Genomic DNA, 17,444 nt, shown 5'->3' with positions numbered 1-17,444 from the left:
AACATAACATTTTGTTAATTTGCATAAAAATTCCAATCTTACCTATAACCTCATTTTATAGGGCCATGAGTACGATATTCATTAAAAAATTTATATGAGACCACTTATTTTAGTAACCAACGATGATGGCATAACCTCAAAAGGTATTTCTGTTTTAATTGATGTAGTAAGTAAATTGGGCGATGTTTTTGTTGTTGCTCCTGACAGTCCGAATTCAGGTATGGGTCATGCGATTACGGTAGATAGCACCATCCACATAAAAAAATCTAAGATTTTTAAAGATATTGAAGCTTACGAATGTTCAGGCACTCCTGCAGACTGTGTTAAGCTGGCAAAACACCATTTTTTAAGAGGCAGAAAAATTGATTTAGTTGTAAGTGGTATAAATCATGGTATGAATGCCTCAGTATCAGTACTTTATTCAGGAACCATGTCGGCGGCGGTTGAAGCTGCCATTGAAGGGATTCCAGCGATAGGATTTTCACTAAATGATTTTAAATATGATGCTGATTTCAGACATGTGAAACGTTCTTTGAAAAAAATCGTTGAAAAGTCATTGAAAAACGGCATTCCTTCTCATACCGCATTGAATGTAAATTTCCCAGCTAAATCTGATGAGCCCATCAAGGGTATAAAAATTTGTCGCCAGACGAATGGTTACTGGAGAGAAGAATTTGATGCCAGAACCGATTTATATGGTAGACCTTATTTTTGGATGGGAGGAGATTTTGTGAATCGCGAACCGGAAAGTGAAGACACCGATATTTGGGCAATGGATAATAATTATGTCGCTATTGTTCCTGTTCAGATAGACAGAACTGCGTATCCAGAGATTAAAACATTAAAGAAATGGAAACTATAAACCTTAAAAAAGTAGGATTTGTCTATTAGATTTAGCAATTTTAGCTGATAGTCTTTGTAGAATTAAGATGATTTGCACTTCACCTATTTAATATTTATTAGTATATGGCAGTTTTAGGAAGTTTATTAAAGGGAAGCATAAAGTTTACGAGTACCATACAAAAAATAAGAAAAGTTAAACCGCTGAAATGGCAAAAAAAGGCCTTCACAAAACTAATTGCAAAGGCACGCTATACGCAGTTTGGTGAAAAATATCATTTTGACGAAATATTAAGTACTGCAATTTTTGAAAAAGGAACTGATTTTTATGCAAAATTTAAAGAATTAGTTCCGATATACGATTATAATAAAATTTACGATGAATGGTGGTATAAGGCCCGTAATGGAGAAAAGAATGTCTGTTGGCCTGGTAGAATAAAATACTTTGCCTTAAGTTCGGGTACTTCAGATGCGGCTTCGAAAGCTATTCCGGTTACTAAGGATATGATTAAGGCCATCCAAAGAACCAGTATTAATCAGATTATATCACTAGGCCATTATAATAAACTACCTGCAAATATTTATGAAACCGGGTATCTCATGCTTGGTGGAAGTACTGCACTTAATGAAGTTGATTCTCATTATGAAGGTGATTTAAGTGGTATTACTACCGGCACTCTCCCATTCTGGTTTCAGAATTTTTATAAACCAGGTCAGAGAATTGCCGCCGAGCGCAATTGGGGCAATAAACTGGAAGAAATTACTGAGAATGCCAAAAACTGGGATATTGGTTTTCTGGCAGGTGTACCAGCCTGGCATACCATCTTGCTTGAAAAAATTATCAAGCGCTATAATCTCAAAAATATTCATGAATTATGGCCTAACCTTACGGCTTTTGCCTGGGGTGGTGTTTCTTTGGAACCCTATAAGCAGGGTTTAGAGAAATTGTTTGGCAAACCTGTAATCTATATTGAAACCTATATGGCATCAGAAGGTTTCTTGGCTTATCAGGATCGCCCGGATGGTAACTTAAGATTAGTGTTAAATCAAGGTCTTTTCTTTGAGTTTATTCCGTTTAACGAGAATAATTTTGATGAAGACGGAAATATTGCCGCAAAACCACAAACCTTAATGGTGCACGAGGTAGAAGAAGATGTTGATTATGCGCTATTAATTTCAACTTGTGCGGGGGCCTGGCGTTACCTGATTGGGGATACTGTGAAATTTACCAATAAAAACAGAGCAGAAATAAAGATTACAGGAAGAACCAAGCATTTCTTAAGTTTGTGTGGTGAGCATTTATCGGTAGATAACATGAATAATGCTATTGAGTTAGTATCAAAAGACCTAGGGATTGATGTACGCGAATTTACAGTTATTGGTATTAAGCACCCTCCACTATTTGCACACCAATGGTATGTGGCGACTGATGATAAAGTAGATGAGAAACAACTATGTGAATTAATTGATAAAAAACTTTTCGAATTGAATGATGATTACGCCGTTGAAAGAGGGCACGCGCTAAAAAATGTTTTCTTAAGAGCGCTGCCGACTAAGGCTTTCTACGATTGGATGAAATTAAAAGGGAAAGAAGGCGGACAGCATAAATTTCCAAGAGTACTCAAAGGGAAATTGGTTGATGAATGGGAAGACTTTGTTAAGAAGAATTATGAGAAGGTTGGAGTTTAACTCCAACCTTTATTTTTTCTTATATACATCGTCGCTCGTTTCATTTGGTTTTGCTTTAAGAAATTCAGCAATCTGCTGTTCGGTCATTCCTAAATCAATACTTATACCCGGAATGTTTTTCTTTAGTTCTTCAGCACCTTTAGGGGTTACTTCCGTTTTCCATACATACAATTTCTTCAGATTTTTAAGTGAAGCTAATTGTCTGATACCTGAATCTGATATTTTTGTACCGATAAGATTCAGATATTCAAGATTCTTTAAAGCACTTAGCTGACTTAATCCATTATCAGTAATTTTGGTTTGCTCTAAATGCAATCTGGTAAGGTTTGTCAATTTAGCTACATCTGCCAAAGTTTTGTCTGTGATTTGCGTATCACTTAATCTCAACCAAAGTGTTTGGTCGGTGGCTTTTGTAATTATGGAAGATTCATTATCAGATAGTTTCGAATTATTGATATAGCTGATTTCAATAAAATTATTATTTTGAGCAAAAGGCAAAATTAGAGCACCTGATTTTTTCAAATCAGCTACGCTATTATCACTTATAGCATCAACAGATTCACTCAATAATTTCTCTTCAATATTAAATTTATCCTGCTTAACCCCACCTGATGCAGAGCTACCACCTGACGCCCCGCCTAAACTTAATAATATCGGTTTAATGGGGTCGCTTATTTGAACCTGAGAAACTTTTTTATCAAAAGGAGCTCCCTGCTCAATCCACCATTTCATTAATTCTAATTCGTTTTCAGTAATCTGGGTTTTGCCTTTCGGTGGCATATGATCATCATCTGATTCCGGTAAAAGAATTCTTTTGATAAACTCACTTCCCTCCACATTATTGGCTTCAAAAATAGCTCCGTGTTTTCCTCCTTTTTTAAACAAGTCTATTTCATCAATCCTTAAATCGCCTTTCATCTTATTGGCATTATGGCATTGTTCACATTTTTGTTTAAAAATAGGCTGGATAATGTCCTGATAAACCATCGCCTCATTGATATTCTGAATTTTCGGTTTATCGGCCAAACCGTCTGATTCTTTTTCTGTTTTTTCGGGCATACCCAACCAGGCTCTGAATGGCTGTGGCGTATTATCAGTCAGATAGGTTTCTCCATGTGTGAGGTTTCCACCGTGATGGCCCGCAACCATCATCAAAATCAGAGAAATAACTAAGGCCGGAGCATATAGAATTTTGTTTATCCCTACCCTTTCGTTCAACCAGGTATTTTTTGCTAACCAGGCGACCCAGCAGAAAACAGCTAACCATATTCCTTGCATTTTATGCTCTTCCAGCATTTCTTCATTATATCCTCCTTCCAATGAAAGAAAATATCCTGCAATACAGGCAAAAGTACCACTTACAGCAGATATGAATAAGACAACACGGATAATATCCTGGCTTACACTTATGCGACCAGTAATTTTTAAAATCTCAAAAACACTAGCAATAATCAGGAAGCCAATTGGTAGATGAACTAAAAGTGGATGAAAGCGGCCAAAAAATGAAGTCCACTCTGATATGGCGAGAATAGGCATCAAAACTTTATTTAGAGTTGAATAGTTCAGGTTGATTGTTTCTCAAAGATAATAACAATCATAAAAAAATAAAATAGCCAAAGTCGATGACTTTGGCTATTTTAAAATTATTTCGATTATCAATTAATAACCATCGTTCTGCTTTAATACAGGTTTACCGTCTTTCTGGCTATTCAAGATTTCATCTTGCGGAAGCGGGTAGTAGTTATTTTTAGCGGTGAATGTTTTACCTGCCATGTAACCACGTTTTCCGAATGTTCTACCTGATGGCTCTTTACCAGCAACGGCTTCTTCTCTGGCATATTTGTTAAGTACTGGTTCTGCAATACCCCAACGAACTAAATCGAAGAAACGGTGACCTTCCATGGCAAACTCTAAGCGTGTTTCCATATGAACAGCATTTCTTGCAAAATCGGCACCTTTGGCTGCGAAAGTTCCAGCTGGATAAAGTTCAATTTTGTAATTTACAGATGCATCCTGAACACTACCAGTTTTTGCACGGTTACGAATCATATTTACTAATTCTTCACCTCTTGCTAAGTTACCTAATTCAATCTCACATTCTGCTAACCAAAGAATTACGCTAGACAATTTAATAATTCTGAAGTTATTGTTTACGCTACGTTTGTTAGTTGAGTGAGTACTGCTACCTTCTTCTGCTAGGTAGTACATCCATTTTTTACCAATGAAAGGACCAGCATAGGTCTGGTCACGAACCCAGGTAGAGCCTGGCATTCCACCCCAGTCAAGGAAGTTAACACCTCTACGACCTACTGTCCAGTCTAAGCGTGGATCAACAGGGATTGATTTATCTAACGTAAAGGCTGTACCCGCAGTAATTCCTTGATCGTTTGGTAAATCAACATTGTTAAATGTATCTTCTGAGCCATCGACTTTAGAACCGATTAATGGTAAACCGTTTTCATCAGTTTTGAATGCATTCACCAGGTTGTGAGACGGTTGATAGAAACCGCAACATCCTCTACCAGGACCAGTTGATGAATAAGGCCAGTTAAGGTTATCACCTGCGTTACCGTTATCACCGTTTGTACCATCGTTAATAGAGAACTCTACTTCGAAGATTGACTCTGCATTGTTATTAGTAGTATTTCTGTAATTATCATGATAATTGGTCATCAATTTTTTACCAGAATTAGCTAAAACATCATCTAATAAAGCTTTTGCCGGAGCCCATTTCTTTTGGAAAACATATGCTTTTGCTAGGAAAGCTTTAGCTGACCACTGTGTTGCTCTACCTTTTTGAGTTTGAACAGCCGGAAGATTTTTTGCAGCGAAATCGAAATCTGCTTCGATTTTTGGCCATATATCTTCAGTGTTTGGAATCTTTGTAGAGTTTGGATCTGCCGCAACATAAACTTTATCGTCTATATAAGGCACATTTTTCCACATTTTCTTACATTCGAAATGATAGTATGCTCTTAAGAAGCGTGCCTCTGCAATTACCTGAGTTTTCTCAGCGTCGGTCATATCTTTAATTTCAGGGCTGTTAACGATCTGAATTACTTCGTTAGTACGAGCTACACCATCATACATACCCCACCATTTTCCAAGAAAATAAGTGTTGTCTGCCAACCAGTTATACTGTTCAATAAACGATTGTTCTGGTTGGTCACCAGCATCAGTACCTTTCACGGCATCATCTGAGGCAACTCCACCAAATACATAGTTAGATGCAGTTGAGGTACGGCCTGTATTACCAGAACCCACACCATCAAGCAAAGAGTAAGCTCCAACCAAAAGGGCGGTAACACCATTTTTGTTCTTAAGCTGATCTACTGAAGCACGTCCTTGCGGTTTTATATTGAAAAACTCATCAGAACAAGCAAGGTTAGATGCAACTAAGAGTGCTATTATAATTAATTTTTTCATTCTCTTTTTTAATGTTTTTAAATAATATTAGAATCCTAAACGCAAACCAACTAGGTATGATTTTGCAACAGGGTAAGCGCCCTCGTCGATACCCATGTGGATATCCTGGTTATCAGTACCTGATCTTCTTAGGTTAATATCCGGATCAAGGCCAGTATATTTAGTAATTGTAAACATATTCTGTCCTTGAACGTATATCTGAGCAGAGCTTAAACCAATTTTCTTAGACCAACCTGTTGGTACTGAGTAAGTCAACTGAACATTTTTCAAACGGAAATAAGAACCATCTTCAATGAAATAAGTAGAGATTTGTTGGCTGGTAGCATCACCAGAGTTCAAACGAGGAAGTTTAGCATTATCACCTGGTTTTTTCCAAGAATCGTACAACATTTCTTTTGATCTGTTACCTTGGAAAGTATTGAAGTCTGTCCAGTATCTAACATAATTAAAGATTTCGTTACCTTGTGAACCTTGTCCAAATAAGGTCAAATCCCAGTTTTTGTATCCTAAGTTGATATTAACACCGTAAGTAAAGTCAGGATGAGGATTACCAATGATAGTTCTGTCAGCAGCGGTAATAATACCATCGCCGTTAACATCTCTGAATTTGAAAGTTCCGGCTCTTGTATAGGTTCCGAATTTAGGAGCTGCAGCTGCTTCAGCATCATCTTTGATTACACCATCAACAATATATCCGTAGTAGCTTGCAATTGGTAAACCCGCTTTGGTAGCAGAAATAGCAGGAAGACGAGTAGTGAAACCAAAGATAGTAGCGTTAGGGTCGTTGTTCAACTTAACAACATTATTTTTATAATGAGCAAAGTTAACCCCAACAGTATAACGGAAATCGCCTACTTTATCTCTATAGTTCAAGCCCACGTCGATACCTTTGTTTTGTACTTCACCGATGTTTGTATAAGGAATAGTACCAGTACCTGCAGTTCTTGGAATCGCAATTTGCGTTAACATATCAGATGTAACACGATTATACAAATCAAGTACAACTTCTAATTTGCTATTGAACAATACCGCATCTAAACCAATGTTAGTTGAAGTAGTTGTTTCCCATTTACCATTAGGGTTACCGAATTGTACAAGGTCAAAACCACCTACGATTGAAGAACCAGTACCGTTGATATCGTATGCATTACGAATAGGATCCGCAGCATAAAGTGTATAAGCGTTATAAACGTTTGGAATCAACTGGTTACCTGTTTTACCCCAACCTAAACGCACTTTCATATCGTTTAAGAATTTCAGGTCTTTCATGAAAGAGTATTCAGACAAACGAACACCTACCGAGAACGCAGGGAACACACCATATCTGTTAGCTGCAGAGAAACGAGATGAACCATCGCGACGTAGTGTGAAGTCAGCCAGATAAATATCTTTGAAAGAGTAGTTAACTTTACCGAACTGAGAGAACAACGCAGAGATAGTGGCACCACCACCCGAGTTATTTAAACCAGAAGCAGACCCAGCATCAAGATAACGATATTCTAAATCATCGAAAGCGAAGCCACTTCTGTTAGCCTGGAAACCAAATGCATAAGTAGTAACGGCCTCTGTACCTACCAGAACATTCAATGAATGTGCACCAAATTCTTTATTATAATTTAAGGTATTAAACCAGGTAACTGATCTATCGTAGTTATTGATAACGTTCAAGCTATTGGCAGCTCTGGCTTCCGCAGCTTCAATATCACGGTGGAAATACTCGGATCTGTTCGACAGGTTGTATTCAAGTCCTAAGCTGGTTCTTGCTTTTAAACCTTTGATGATGTCTAACTCTGCAAATACGTTTCCGAAAACGTGAACACCTTTTGTAATGTTATCTTTTTCGCGATACAATCTTGCTAATGGGTTTGGTGCATTACCTAAGTTTACGCCTTTACTTCCTGCAAAACCGTTGTAAGGCGAACTGTTAGTACCACCTAAAGCAGCCGGACCACCCGTGATATCAAAAACAGGGATTATCGGGTGTACACGAATCGCAAACATGATAGGGTTTGACTCATCGTTATTAGTGATTCCTTGTCTTTCGTCGTATGATACTGTTACGTTCTCACCAAAAGTAAATCTACCTTTCTTGAATTCGGTATTTGCTCTGACAGAGTATCTGTTGTATTTAGTATATCTTAAAATACCATCTTGTTTAAAATAGTTAGCTGAAATAGCATATTTTGCATTATTTGAGCCACCACTTGCGCCAACCTGGAAGTTTGAAATTGGGGCTGGATCGAAGATTACATCTTGCCAGTTAGTACCCTCCTTATTTGCTTTTGTAATGTTGTACGCTGTTTTACCTAAGTTAGGGTCAGCAATATCATTTGTATAAGTATAGTTGGCAGGCAATGTTCCGTACACGTTCGGATAAATATAATCAGCAATCGTTTGCTCACCATTAGGACCGAATTTATATTGAACCGAAGGAGAAGTAACTGAGGGATTTTTTCCAGCACCTAAATCTGCCTGATATAAATACTCACCTAATTCTTTGGTATTCAACAAGTTAAGCATTTTACCAGGTCTTTGAGTACCTGTATAGAAATCAAATGTAAAACTCGGCTCACCTGGTTTACCTTTCTTAGTGGTAATGATAACCACCCCATTAGCAGCACGAGCACCATAAATAGAAGCTGCAGAAGCATCTTTTAACACCTGCATTGACTCGATGTCGTTAGGGTTTATCTGGTTCAAGGTTCCTTGTGTAGGCACGCCATCAATTACATACAATGGGCTGTTATTGTTAATTGACCCAAATCCACGGATACGAACCATGGTACCACCTCCAGGAGAGTTGTCGTTACCAACAGTAACACCAGAAGCTCTACCCTGTAGCATTTGCGTAACGCTGGCTGTTGGCGTTGCTGTTAACTCTTTAGCACCTACAACAGTTACAGCACCTGTAATGTCTTTTTTACGTTGAGAAGCATAACCTGTTACTACCACCTCGTTAAGTGCTTTGGTATCAGCATTTAAAGAAATGTTAATTTCAGAGCGGTTGCCAATGGCTTCTTCTCTTGTTTCATAACCAATCGATGAAAAAACGATAGTACCACCATTTTGCGGAACATCTAATGAATAATTTCCATTAGCATCTGTTGATGTACCTTTTGTACCACCTTTGATAAGGACTGTAACTCCCGGAAGACCAATTTGGGCATCGGAATCAACAACTTTACCAGTTACTTTTCTTTGAGCGTAGGCAGCAGACCCTAGGATAAAGAATAGCAAAATCAGGGCTCTCGCCCTAATTGGAATAGAGTAGGATTGTTTCATGAAAAAAATATAAAATTAGGTTAATAAAAACAGTGTAATAATATTACGATTCAAATATAAAATTTTGCTTTTTCTATTTCTAGTATTGAATGAAGAATTTATCAAGAAAATGTAAATTCTGGAGCAACAAAAAATAGGGTTAGAGTATTTAAGTTTTGGCGCAATATTAAAAACTATTACAATAGTATTATATTAAGAGTAAATATAAAAATAGGTGCATCAATAAAATTGGTTAAAAACTTATGCAAACGTTTTAAATTGTTAAAAATTAACAAAAAAATTACATTTAAAGAGTGCCTATTTTAAAATCCAAAGGTTACATATAAAAATTATCAATATATATTTTTGAAAAAGGTCCATATCAAAAAATATTTATTTGCATTTAAAGTTAGAAGGGAATTATTTACATAATTTTTTAACCTTGGGTAAAAAATTATAATTTCGCAAAATGAATGAGAAAAGTAATCCTTGGACAATCCTCGACTCAGAGGTAAAATATGAAAATAATTGGATAAAAGTCGTCCATCAGAATGTCTTGAATCCAAACGGTGGTAAAGGAATTTATGGCACAGTTCATTTTAAAAATGTAGCCATTGGAATTGTGCCAATTGATCAAGAAGGTAATACCTGGCTTGTAGGACAATATAGATTCCCGATTGAAGAGTACTCCTGGGAAATACCAGAGGGAGGAAGTCCGGAGGGAGAAGATATATTGGAGACAGCTAAAAGAGAGCTTTTAGAAGAGACCGGATTGATTGCCCAAAAGTGGACGATGATTTCAAAGCTTCATACCTCTAACTCTGTTTGCCGCGAAGAAGCTTTTATTTTTCTTGCAGAAGACCTTACCCAAACCGCAAGTCAGCCAGAAGAAACAGAGCAATTACAAATTAAAAAAGTCCCTCTCAAAGAAGCCTATGAGATGGTACTAGCCGACAAAATTACAGATTCTATGAGTGTAGCAGGCATACTCAAATCAATGCTTTTACGATTTCCCGAACTTTTGTAAACACTAAAACACCTATAACACCTATATGCTTGAAGCGATTTCCTTAGGATTTTTTACCGGAGTAGTACTTAGTTTTGGATTTGGGAGCGTATTTTTTGCATTGATTCAGAATAGCATTGATTATGGCTATATGGCAGGAGTAAAAATATCTTTAGGTGTTATTTTTGGAGATATTATTATGATTGCCATTGCATATTTAGGCACTTCATTTCTACCTGATATTCCGCATTTTGCTACTTATTCGCGTGTATTTGGTTCTTTACTGTTAGTGGGACTTGGGGTTGCACAATTCAGCAACTCTAAAACGCCTTCCAAAATACAGGATTTTAAAATAGCTCGTTTCTTTTATTTTTTTGGAAAAGGTTTCCTATTAAATGTAATTAATCCGGTAAATTTTATTTCGTGGATGGTTGTATCTGCTACACTAAAGGGTTATAAGTATGATATTTATGACGAAACCGCTTATTTTACTACCTGTGTAATCATGATTTTTGTCATGGAGGCTGCTTTTGCCATTTTTGCTGATAAAATAAAAAGTAGAATGAATAATCTGACAATTCAACGAGTAAAATATGTTTCAGGAATAGTATTTATTGGAATTGGAATGAAGTTGATTTACGACATATTTTAGTATAATTCATAAACAAAAATGGTAGCCTTTCCAAGCTACCATTTTTGTTTATGAATTATGTCACTTCTTAATGCCCGCTTTATCATTTACATCTTTCTGATGCATGGCCTGCAGTTGTTTCATGGTGCGTTCCATCCCGTCAACAGAGCCATCCAGGAAAATAACGTTACCTTTACCTTCTTCTGCAAAATGTTTCAACGATTCTGTCCAGAGAGAGAACAAGATTAATGAAGAATCCAGATTTGCTTTTTCCATCTCTTTAGCAGCAACGGCCATACCTTTTGCTACCTCTTCTCTAAACTGAGCCAGACCTTGTCCTCTCAATCTTGAGGCTTCACGTTCCGCTTCTGCCTGGATTCTGATATAATTACCTTCCGCTTCTGCAGCTTTGGTTTTAGTGATTAATAAAGCTTGTCCTTCATTCTCAGCTGCTGCTTTTGAGTTATTTGATGCCACCACTTTTGCCATTGAACGGACAATTTCTTCATCGAATGTAATATCATTGATTTGTAAATCAATTAAATGATAGCCCCAGCCTAATAAAATATGATCAAGGTTTTCTTTTACGTCTGCCACGATTTCGGTTCGTAGGCTTAAGATTTCAGCCTGTTTTTTGGTTGCTACGAAGCTTCTGATCGAGCCTTCAATTGAGCGAACTAACGCTTGCATAAAGTTAGCCTGATCAATAAACTTAAAAGCTACGTTTTTGATTGACTCTTCTTGTTGGTCTGTTACAGTGTATAGTAACATCGCCTTGAAGTACACATTCGCCTGATCATTCGTAATAGCTTGGAATTGGAGTTCAGCAGAGCGGTTCTGAATAGAGATGGTTCGAAAAACGTATTCGATAAATGGAATCTTAAAATTAAGTCCCGGTGTCATGATACGTTGATACTTCCCAAAAATGGTAATAACAGCAACATTTCCTTGCTGCACTATTACTACGGACAGATATAATACGATGATAACTACGACTAAAGTTATGATAGCACTCATGGGATTTGATGGTTTAGTTAAAATTAATGTATCAAATGTAGTTTGCTTGCCGAAACCTACGAACTTTTTTATGGATAAATGGTAATTCTGCTAGAAATATATGTAGAAATTTTATTTGATGTAATCTGAGTGAAATTTTAGTCCTGCCAAAGCCTCAATACATAAACAGGCCCAATGAAATTTCATTAAGCCCGTTTAATTATATCAGCATTTTTAATTCTTAAAACGCATAATAATATAATACTTTATCACTTTTGAAAACCGCCACTCCTACATACTCCTTTGTATAGGCCGCTTTACCCGTCAATTTACCTTCAAAACGTCCAGTAATAATGACTTTTTCACCTAATTCTTTGAATTGCATATTGGTAAAATTATAAACCTCGAATTTATTCCGGTGTTCCATAAATGCTTTTGCGCCTTCTTTTCCTTTAAATACAGATTTTGGAACCTCTGAATCATCTGAATGAAAGCTAATCACCACATTTTCATCACACATATTTATAAAAGCGTCAGCATCTTTATTGATTGCAGCAGCAAAGCCTTTTCTGGCGATTTCAGCTCTAGAATTTTTTGGAAGTTTGGCTGCTATAGAGATAATAACAAGAACAGATAATACAATGAATTTTTTCATAGCTTTTGTATAAATTTTGTTTGATTTTCTGATACAAAAGTATTCAGCCTACAAAGGCCATGAAATATACAATTGATTGATGGTTTCGATTAACTGTTGAATGGTCGATTTTTATTGAAAACCGGCAAATGAAAAGAGTAGCCTTTACAGCTACTCTTCATAAATAATAATTCTATTCTAATACGATTATAATTTTGCTACAGGCTTATAGATAAAGCGTTCAATCGGGTTCTTAACTGGTTTAACCGTTTTTAAATATTCATAAATCGACCCTAAATCTTTCTCACTCATACCGGCATACATTGTCCAGGGCATAATTGTATTGAACTCTCCTTTACCTACCGGATGAGCTTTATAAGTGCTATCAGCATAAGTTTTAAATCTTGTAATAAATGCTTCTTTAGTATAATTACCTATACCTGTTTCTTTATCAGGGGTTATATTGGCAGAGGTAACGGTTTTACCGTCTCCTAAATTAAATGACCAACCTCCGGCGAAATCCATACCGGACACTTTTTGTCCTTTATCGTCTGGTTTAGTATGACATTCAAAACACCCCGCGCTATATACGAGATATTTACCATATTCTACTTCATTACTTGGATCCGGTAATTTCCCGTGATTTGCTTCCGCCGGAATAGTATTCAGAATAAAATTCATTGGGAAGTCGGCCCTTGGCTCTTCTGTTGTATTTTCTATTGGTTTCAGTGTGCGCACAAATGCAATAATCGAATAAATATCTTCCTTATCCATTTTGCCATAATATGCATAAGGCATAACAGGGAAAATCGGCGTTCCATCTTTCTTGACTCCAGAAGTGATTGCACGATAAATTTCTCCGTCAGTCCAATCTTTTAAATTAAATGGAGTAATATTCCTGGCGATGAATTTGCCTGGGAAACCAAATTTCTGATCAAATACTTCGCCACCTTTTCCATCAGAACCGGCTACCAGTGGAGCTGAAAATACGCTATAATCTCTGGCACTATGGCAATCCATACAAACTGTAACATGATAGGCCAAATACTTGCCGCGTTCTATCCTTTCAGGAGTGGCTTCTACATGCAGGTCTTGGGGGGCATCAATGTTTGGAAGTGCAAATTTTACATAGGATAATGCTGCGGCACCGGCTACAACAACAAACAGCAGAACGTAGCCTACGATACGTAGAGTTTTTTTCATAAAGCTAAGGGAGTAATTAACTGGTAGTAAATAAGTTATGATATTAATGACAAAATTAAGAATGTTTTTCTCACCTCCAAACTATTAATATACCAATTTATCCAATGGTCATACTGCCTTATAATAATGAAATCAAATACTTAAAATCTTTAGAAACTCATTCTTTTTCTCTTCTTCCTTAAAAACACCTCCATAAAAAGCAGTAATAGTAGAACTTGATTGGTCACCTACACCTCTTGATGAAACACATTGATGATCAGCATCTACAATCACCGCTACATCTTCAGTCATTAAAGCAGATTTAAGAGCGATTCCAATTTGCATGGTCATGCGTTCCTGAACCTGAGGGCGACGTGCATAATAATTTACAATCCTATGAAGTTTTGACAAACCAATTACTTTACCACTTGATATATACGCTATATGAACTTTCCCGATAATTGCCACAAAATGATGTTCACAATTAGAATAAAACTGAATGTTCTTTTCAACTAACATTTCATTGTAATTATAATCGTTAGTGAAAAGCGTCATAGTTGGTTTATTCTCAGGATTAAGCCCGGAGAAAGTTTCTTTTACATACATTTTCGCTACACGATGCGGTGTACCTCTCAAGCTCTCGTCTAAAAGGTCGAGGCCCAGAATATGCATAATTTCTCTGAAATGCGTTTCTATTAATTCAATCTTTGTGTCATCATCTAATTCAAACGCGTCTTCCCGAAGAGGTGTTTCCGGATTAGAAGAAAAGTGGTTTTCGCCTATTTCGTCAATAGACGAATGTTTGAAGTCAATATTTTTATTTTTATCATTCATCAAATTCCACACGATAATTCTACTGCAAAAATAAGTGAATATGCCACGAATAAAATAATATTTATACCCTAAACTTTTGAAATTGTGGAATAAGTCTATTTTTTTGCATAAAATCTTTCTTAACCAAACTATGAACAGACGCGACTTTATTTCTGCAAGCCTAGCTACATCAACCGTACCTTTTATTGTAAAAAAGAATCCTATAGAAGACAAAAAAATAAGACTAGGCTTTATTGGTGTAGGTTTAAGAGGCAGAACTCACCTCCAACAAGTGATGTATCGCCCTGATGTTGAAGTGACTGCTATCTGTGATATTGACAAAAATTCCATTACTGAAGCCAACAAAATTATCCAGAAATTCAATAAGCCGATTCCGGTGGCATATACCAAAGGTGAAAGAGATTTTGAGAATATGGTGAAAAGAGATGATTTGGATGGTGTAGTGATTGCAACCCCTTGGGAATGGCATGTGCCAATGGCTATTGCGGCGATGAAAGCTGGAAAATATGCCGGAGTTGAGGTATCAGCTACGGTAACATTACAGGAATCTTGGGATCTGGTTGATACTTTTGAGCAGACAGGTTCGCATTGTATGATATTAGAAAATGTTTGCTACAGACGCGATATTATGGCTGTTCTGAACATGGTGAGAAAAGGAATGTTTGGCGAAATGCTTTATGGACATTGTGGTTACCAGCATGATTTACGTTTTGTAAAACTGAACGATGGTAAATCTGCTTATGGAAAAGGCGTAGAGTTTGGAGAAAAGGGTTTTAGTGAAGCCCGTTGGAGAACCCAACATTCTATAGATAGAAATGGAGATTTATATCCTACGCATGGTTTAGGACCTGTGGCCCATTGGATGGATATTAATTACGGGAATCAATTCCTGTATTTAACTTCAATGGCAACAAAAGCACGTGGGATGCACAACTATATTGTAGATAATGGAGGAGAAAACCACCCAAATGCTAAAGTAAAATTTAAATTAGGCGATATTGTAACCACTACGATTCAATGTGCGAATGGGGAAAATATTGTGATTATTCATGATACAAGTAGCCCTCGCCCCTACTCTTTAGGTTTCAGGGCTCAGGGAACTAAAGGAATCTGGATGAATGATGGCAACCAGATATATATTGAAGGTACTTCTAAAAAGCATGATACATGGGAGCCTTTTGCAGATTATGCAAAACAATATGATCATCCATTATGGAAAAGATTTGAACAGGATGCTGTTAATGCAGGACACGGAGGAATGGACTTTTTCGTTATAAGAGCATTTATTGAATCAATTAAAAGAAAAGTTGCGCCTCCAATTGATGTCTATGATGCAGCGGCCTGGAGTGCAATCAGCCCACTTTCTGAATTATCTATTGCCAGAGGAAGTTCATCAGTTGAAATTCCTGACTTTACCAGAGGCAAATGGCGTAACAGAAAAAGAACATTTGGTTTGAATGATGATTATTAAAATTAGTTATAACCTAAACAAATTAGTCTTACAGATCAGTCACCTGATTTTTTAACCCTATTGATATGGAACAAAATAATAAAAGTTATTTAATGCCCTTAGTTATGATTGGGGTATTGTTTTTCACCTTTGGATATATTACCTGGACAAATGGAACGCTTATTCCGTTCTTAAAAATTGCCTGTGAACTAGAAACAGATACACAAGCATTCTTAGTTACTTCGGCATTTTATATGTCTTATTTCTTTTTATCGATTCCATCTTCTTTTATTTTGAGCAAGGTTGGCTTTAAGAATGGTATGGTTATAGGTCTAATTATTGTGGCTTTAGGTTCGTTAATTTTTATTCCGGCCGCAAATTCTCGTACTTTCTCGCTTTTTCTCACCGGGTTATTTGTACAAGGTGCTGGACTTTCGCTACTACAAACAGCTGTAAATCCGTATGTGAGTATTTTAGGGCCAATTGAAAGTGCTGCTAAGAGAATAAGCATTATGGGTGTAGCTAATAAATTTGCTGGAATTCTAGCTCCAATTATATTAGGTGCCGTTGTATTAAAAGGTATTGGAGATTTAGAAGGCAAGCTAAAAACCGCGCAGGGAGATGAAAAGGAAATCCTGTTAAATGACCTTGCGCAAAGAATTAACACACCATATATCGCTTTGGCTATTTTTCTTATTTTGGTGGCTGTTTTATTCTGGTTTTCAAAGCTTCCAGAAGTAAAAGAAGAAGGGGAAGATAATAAGGAAAGTAAAACTCAAAAAGATTCGGTATTTGCATTCCCGAATCTTATATTGGGGGTATTTGCTATCATATTTTACGTAGGTGCAGAAGTGATTGCAGGAGATGGCATTGGCCAATACGGCAAAAATATTGGTATTAGTCTGGATGAAGCCAAGAATTTTACGGCTTATACTCTTGGAGCCATGCTAGTCGGATACTTTGTGGGAATAATAGCAATCCCAAAATATATTAAACAGGAAAATGCGCTTAAATATTCAGCCATTCTTGGGTTAATATTTACAATAGCGGCCATATTCACTAGCGGCTATACTTCTGTTTATTGTATTGCCCTAATGGGACTTTCAAATGCACTCATGTGGCCTTCTATTTTCCCATTAGCTATAAAAGGTCTGGGTAAGTTCACTAAAATTGGCTCTGCGCTGCTCATTATGGGCATAGGACCAGGTGGTGGAATAATTCCTCTAGCTTATGCTGAAATGGGTGGTGAGGTGAACCCACAAAGAGGGTTTTGGATAATGGCAATCTGTTATATATTTATATTATATTTTGCCATTAGTGGGCATAAGAAAAAGAGCTGGTAAGAAATTAACTCTCATGTTTATTTGTTTAACTTGTCACGTCCTGAAATAGCGATACATTAAAAAGTATCGAAGATGGGAAATCAAAACAACTATGTGAAGCGTACACAAAAAGATTATACGCTAAGCTTTAAGCTTCAAGTCGTTAAGGAAGT

Annotated in this window: 13 protein-coding genes; 6 read left to right on the top strand and 7 right to left on the bottom strand. The window is 36.7% G+C overall.

Annotation, left to right across the window (positions count from 1 at the left end; genetic code table 11):
• Positions 1-94 precede the first annotated feature (94 nt).
• The gene (surE, locus tag D0T08_RS19985; RefSeq protein ID WP_116984464.1) at positions 95-862 is read left to right on the top strand and encodes a 5'/3'-nucleotidase SurE; all 768 of its coding nucleotides are present in this window, start codon (positions 95-97) and stop codon (positions 860-862) included.
• 104 nt (positions 863-966) lie between these two features.
• Positions 967-2,529, top strand: a complete 1,563-nt coding sequence (locus D0T08_RS19980; protein ID WP_116984463.1) for a GH3 auxin-responsive promoter family protein — start codon at positions 967-969, stop codon at positions 2,527-2,529.
• A 9-nt stretch (positions 2,530-2,538) separates the two neighbouring features.
• Here D0T08_RS19980 and D0T08_RS19975 read toward each other — a convergent pair whose 3' ends face one another.
• The 3 genes from D0T08_RS19975 to D0T08_RS19965 form a co-directional block, all read right to left on the bottom strand.
• Positions 2,539-4,065: a c-type cytochrome domain-containing protein gene (locus tag D0T08_RS19975; RefSeq protein WP_116984462.1), complete on the bottom strand. Its 1,527-nt coding sequence runs from the start codon at positions 4,063-4,065 to the stop codon at positions 2,539-2,541.
• 123 nt (positions 4,066-4,188) lie between these two features.
• Positions 4,189-5,955 carry a RagB/SusD family nutrient uptake outer membrane protein gene (locus D0T08_RS19970; protein WP_116984461.1) on the bottom strand — a complete coding sequence of 589 codons (1,767 nt, stop codon included), beginning with the start codon at positions 5,953-5,955 and terminating at the stop codon, positions 4,189-4,191.
• A 27-nt stretch (positions 5,956-5,982) separates the two neighbouring features.
• Positions 5,983-9,237 (bottom strand): TonB-dependent receptor, encoded by a 3,255-nt coding sequence (locus tag D0T08_RS19965; RefSeq protein ID WP_116984460.1) that lies wholly within the window; start codon positions 9,235-9,237, stop codon positions 5,983-5,985.
• Positions 9,238-9,685: 448 nt separating this feature from the next.
• Here D0T08_RS19965 and D0T08_RS19960 point away from each other — a divergent pair, with 448 nt between their 5' ends.
• Positions 9,686-10,243: an NUDIX hydrolase gene (locus D0T08_RS19960; RefSeq protein WP_116984459.1), complete on the top strand. Its 558-nt coding sequence runs from the start codon at positions 9,686-9,688 to the stop codon at positions 10,241-10,243.
• A 25-nt stretch (positions 10,244-10,268) separates the two neighbouring features.
• Complete coding sequence (locus D0T08_RS19955) at positions 10,269-10,874, top strand: LysE family translocator (protein WP_116984458.1); 606 nt, start codon at positions 10,269-10,271, stop codon at positions 10,872-10,874.
• A gap of 60 nt (positions 10,875-10,934) precedes the next feature.
• Here the strand turns inward: D0T08_RS19955 and D0T08_RS19950 are convergent, their stop codons facing one another.
• From D0T08_RS19950 to folE, 4 genes are all read right to left on the bottom strand, one after another.
• Entirely contained in the window at positions 10,935-11,870 is a 936-nt protein-coding gene (locus D0T08_RS19950) for an SPFH domain-containing protein (RefSeq protein ID WP_116984457.1), read from the bottom strand.
• Between the two features lie 220 nt (positions 11,871-12,090).
• Positions 12,091-12,504 carry a nuclear transport factor 2 family protein gene (locus tag D0T08_RS19945; protein WP_116984456.1) on the bottom strand — a complete coding sequence of 138 codons (414 nt, stop codon included), beginning with the start codon at positions 12,502-12,504 and terminating at the stop codon, positions 12,091-12,093.
• Positions 12,505-12,690: 186 nt separating this feature from the next.
• Complete coding sequence (locus tag D0T08_RS19940; RefSeq protein ID WP_116984455.1) at positions 12,691-13,686, bottom strand: c-type cytochrome; 996 nt, start codon at positions 13,684-13,686, stop codon at positions 12,691-12,693.
• Between the two features lie 132 nt (positions 13,687-13,818).
• Positions 13,819-14,499: a GTP cyclohydrolase I FolE gene (gene folE, locus D0T08_RS19935; protein WP_116984454.1), complete on the bottom strand. Its 681-nt coding sequence runs from the start codon at positions 14,497-14,499 to the stop codon at positions 13,819-13,821.
• A gap of 130 nt (positions 14,500-14,629) precedes the next feature.
• On the opposite strand from folE, the gene D0T08_RS19930 reads away from it, so the two are divergent.
• Positions 14,630-15,970: a Gfo/Idh/MocA family protein gene (locus D0T08_RS19930; RefSeq protein WP_116984453.1), complete on the top strand. Its 1,341-nt coding sequence runs from the start codon at positions 14,630-14,632 to the stop codon at positions 15,968-15,970.
• Positions 15,971-16,035: 65 nt separating this feature from the next.
• Positions 16,036-17,292 (top strand): sugar MFS transporter, encoded by a 1,257-nt coding sequence (locus D0T08_RS19925; RefSeq protein ID WP_116984452.1) that lies wholly within the window; start codon positions 16,036-16,038, stop codon positions 17,290-17,292.
• The last annotated feature ends 152 nt before the right edge of the window (positions 17,293-17,444 follow it).

Source organism: Emticicia sp. C21, assembly GCF_003418935.1.
Taxonomy (GTDB): Bacteria; Bacteroidota; Bacteroidia; order Cytophagales; family Spirosomataceae; genus Emticicia.
The sequence above is the reverse complement of the archived record's forward strand: the minus strand, read 5'-3'. Positions and strand labels throughout refer to the sequence as shown.

Coding starts and splice junctions, on each gene's coding strand:
- surE (WP_116984464.1), top strand. CDS start 95: ATGAGACCACTTATTTTAGTAACCAACGATGATGGCATAACCTCAAAA.
- D0T08_RS19965 (WP_116984460.1), bottom strand. CDS start 9,237: ATGAAACAATCCTACTCTATTCCAATTAGGGCGAGAGCCCTGATTTTG.
- D0T08_RS19950 (WP_116984457.1), bottom strand. CDS start 11,870: ATGAGTGCTATCATAACTTTAGTCGTAGTTATCATCGTATTATATCTG.
- D0T08_RS19955 (WP_116984458.1), top strand. CDS start 10,269: ATGCTTGAAGCGATTTCCTTAGGATTTTTTACCGGAGTAGTACTTAGT.
- D0T08_RS19980 (WP_116984463.1), top strand. CDS start 967: ATGGCAGTTTTAGGAAGTTTATTAAAGGGAAGCATAAAGTTTACGAGT.
- D0T08_RS19930 (WP_116984453.1), top strand. CDS start 14,630: ATGAACAGACGCGACTTTATTTCTGCAAGCCTAGCTACATCAACCGTA.
- folE (WP_116984454.1), bottom strand. CDS start 14,499: ATGAATGATAAAAATAAAAATATTGACTTCAAACATTCGTCTATTGAC.
- D0T08_RS19975 (WP_116984462.1), bottom strand. CDS start 4,065: ATGCCTATTCTCGCCATATCAGAGTGGACTTCATTTTTTGGCCGCTTT.
- D0T08_RS19925 (WP_116984452.1), top strand. CDS start 16,036: ATGGAACAAAATAATAAAAGTTATTTAATGCCCTTAGTTATGATTGGG.
- D0T08_RS19970 (WP_116984461.1), bottom strand. CDS start 5,955: ATGAAAAAATTAATTATAATAGCACTCTTAGTTGCATCTAACCTTGCT.
- D0T08_RS19960 (WP_116984459.1), top strand. CDS start 9,686: ATGAATGAGAAAAGTAATCCTTGGACAATCCTCGACTCAGAGGTAAAA.
- D0T08_RS19945 (WP_116984456.1), bottom strand. CDS start 12,504: ATGAAAAAATTCATTGTATTATCTGTTCTTGTTATTATCTCTATAGCA.
- D0T08_RS19940 (WP_116984455.1), bottom strand. CDS start 13,686: ATGAAAAAAACTCTACGTATCGTAGGCTACGTTCTGCTGTTTGTTGTT.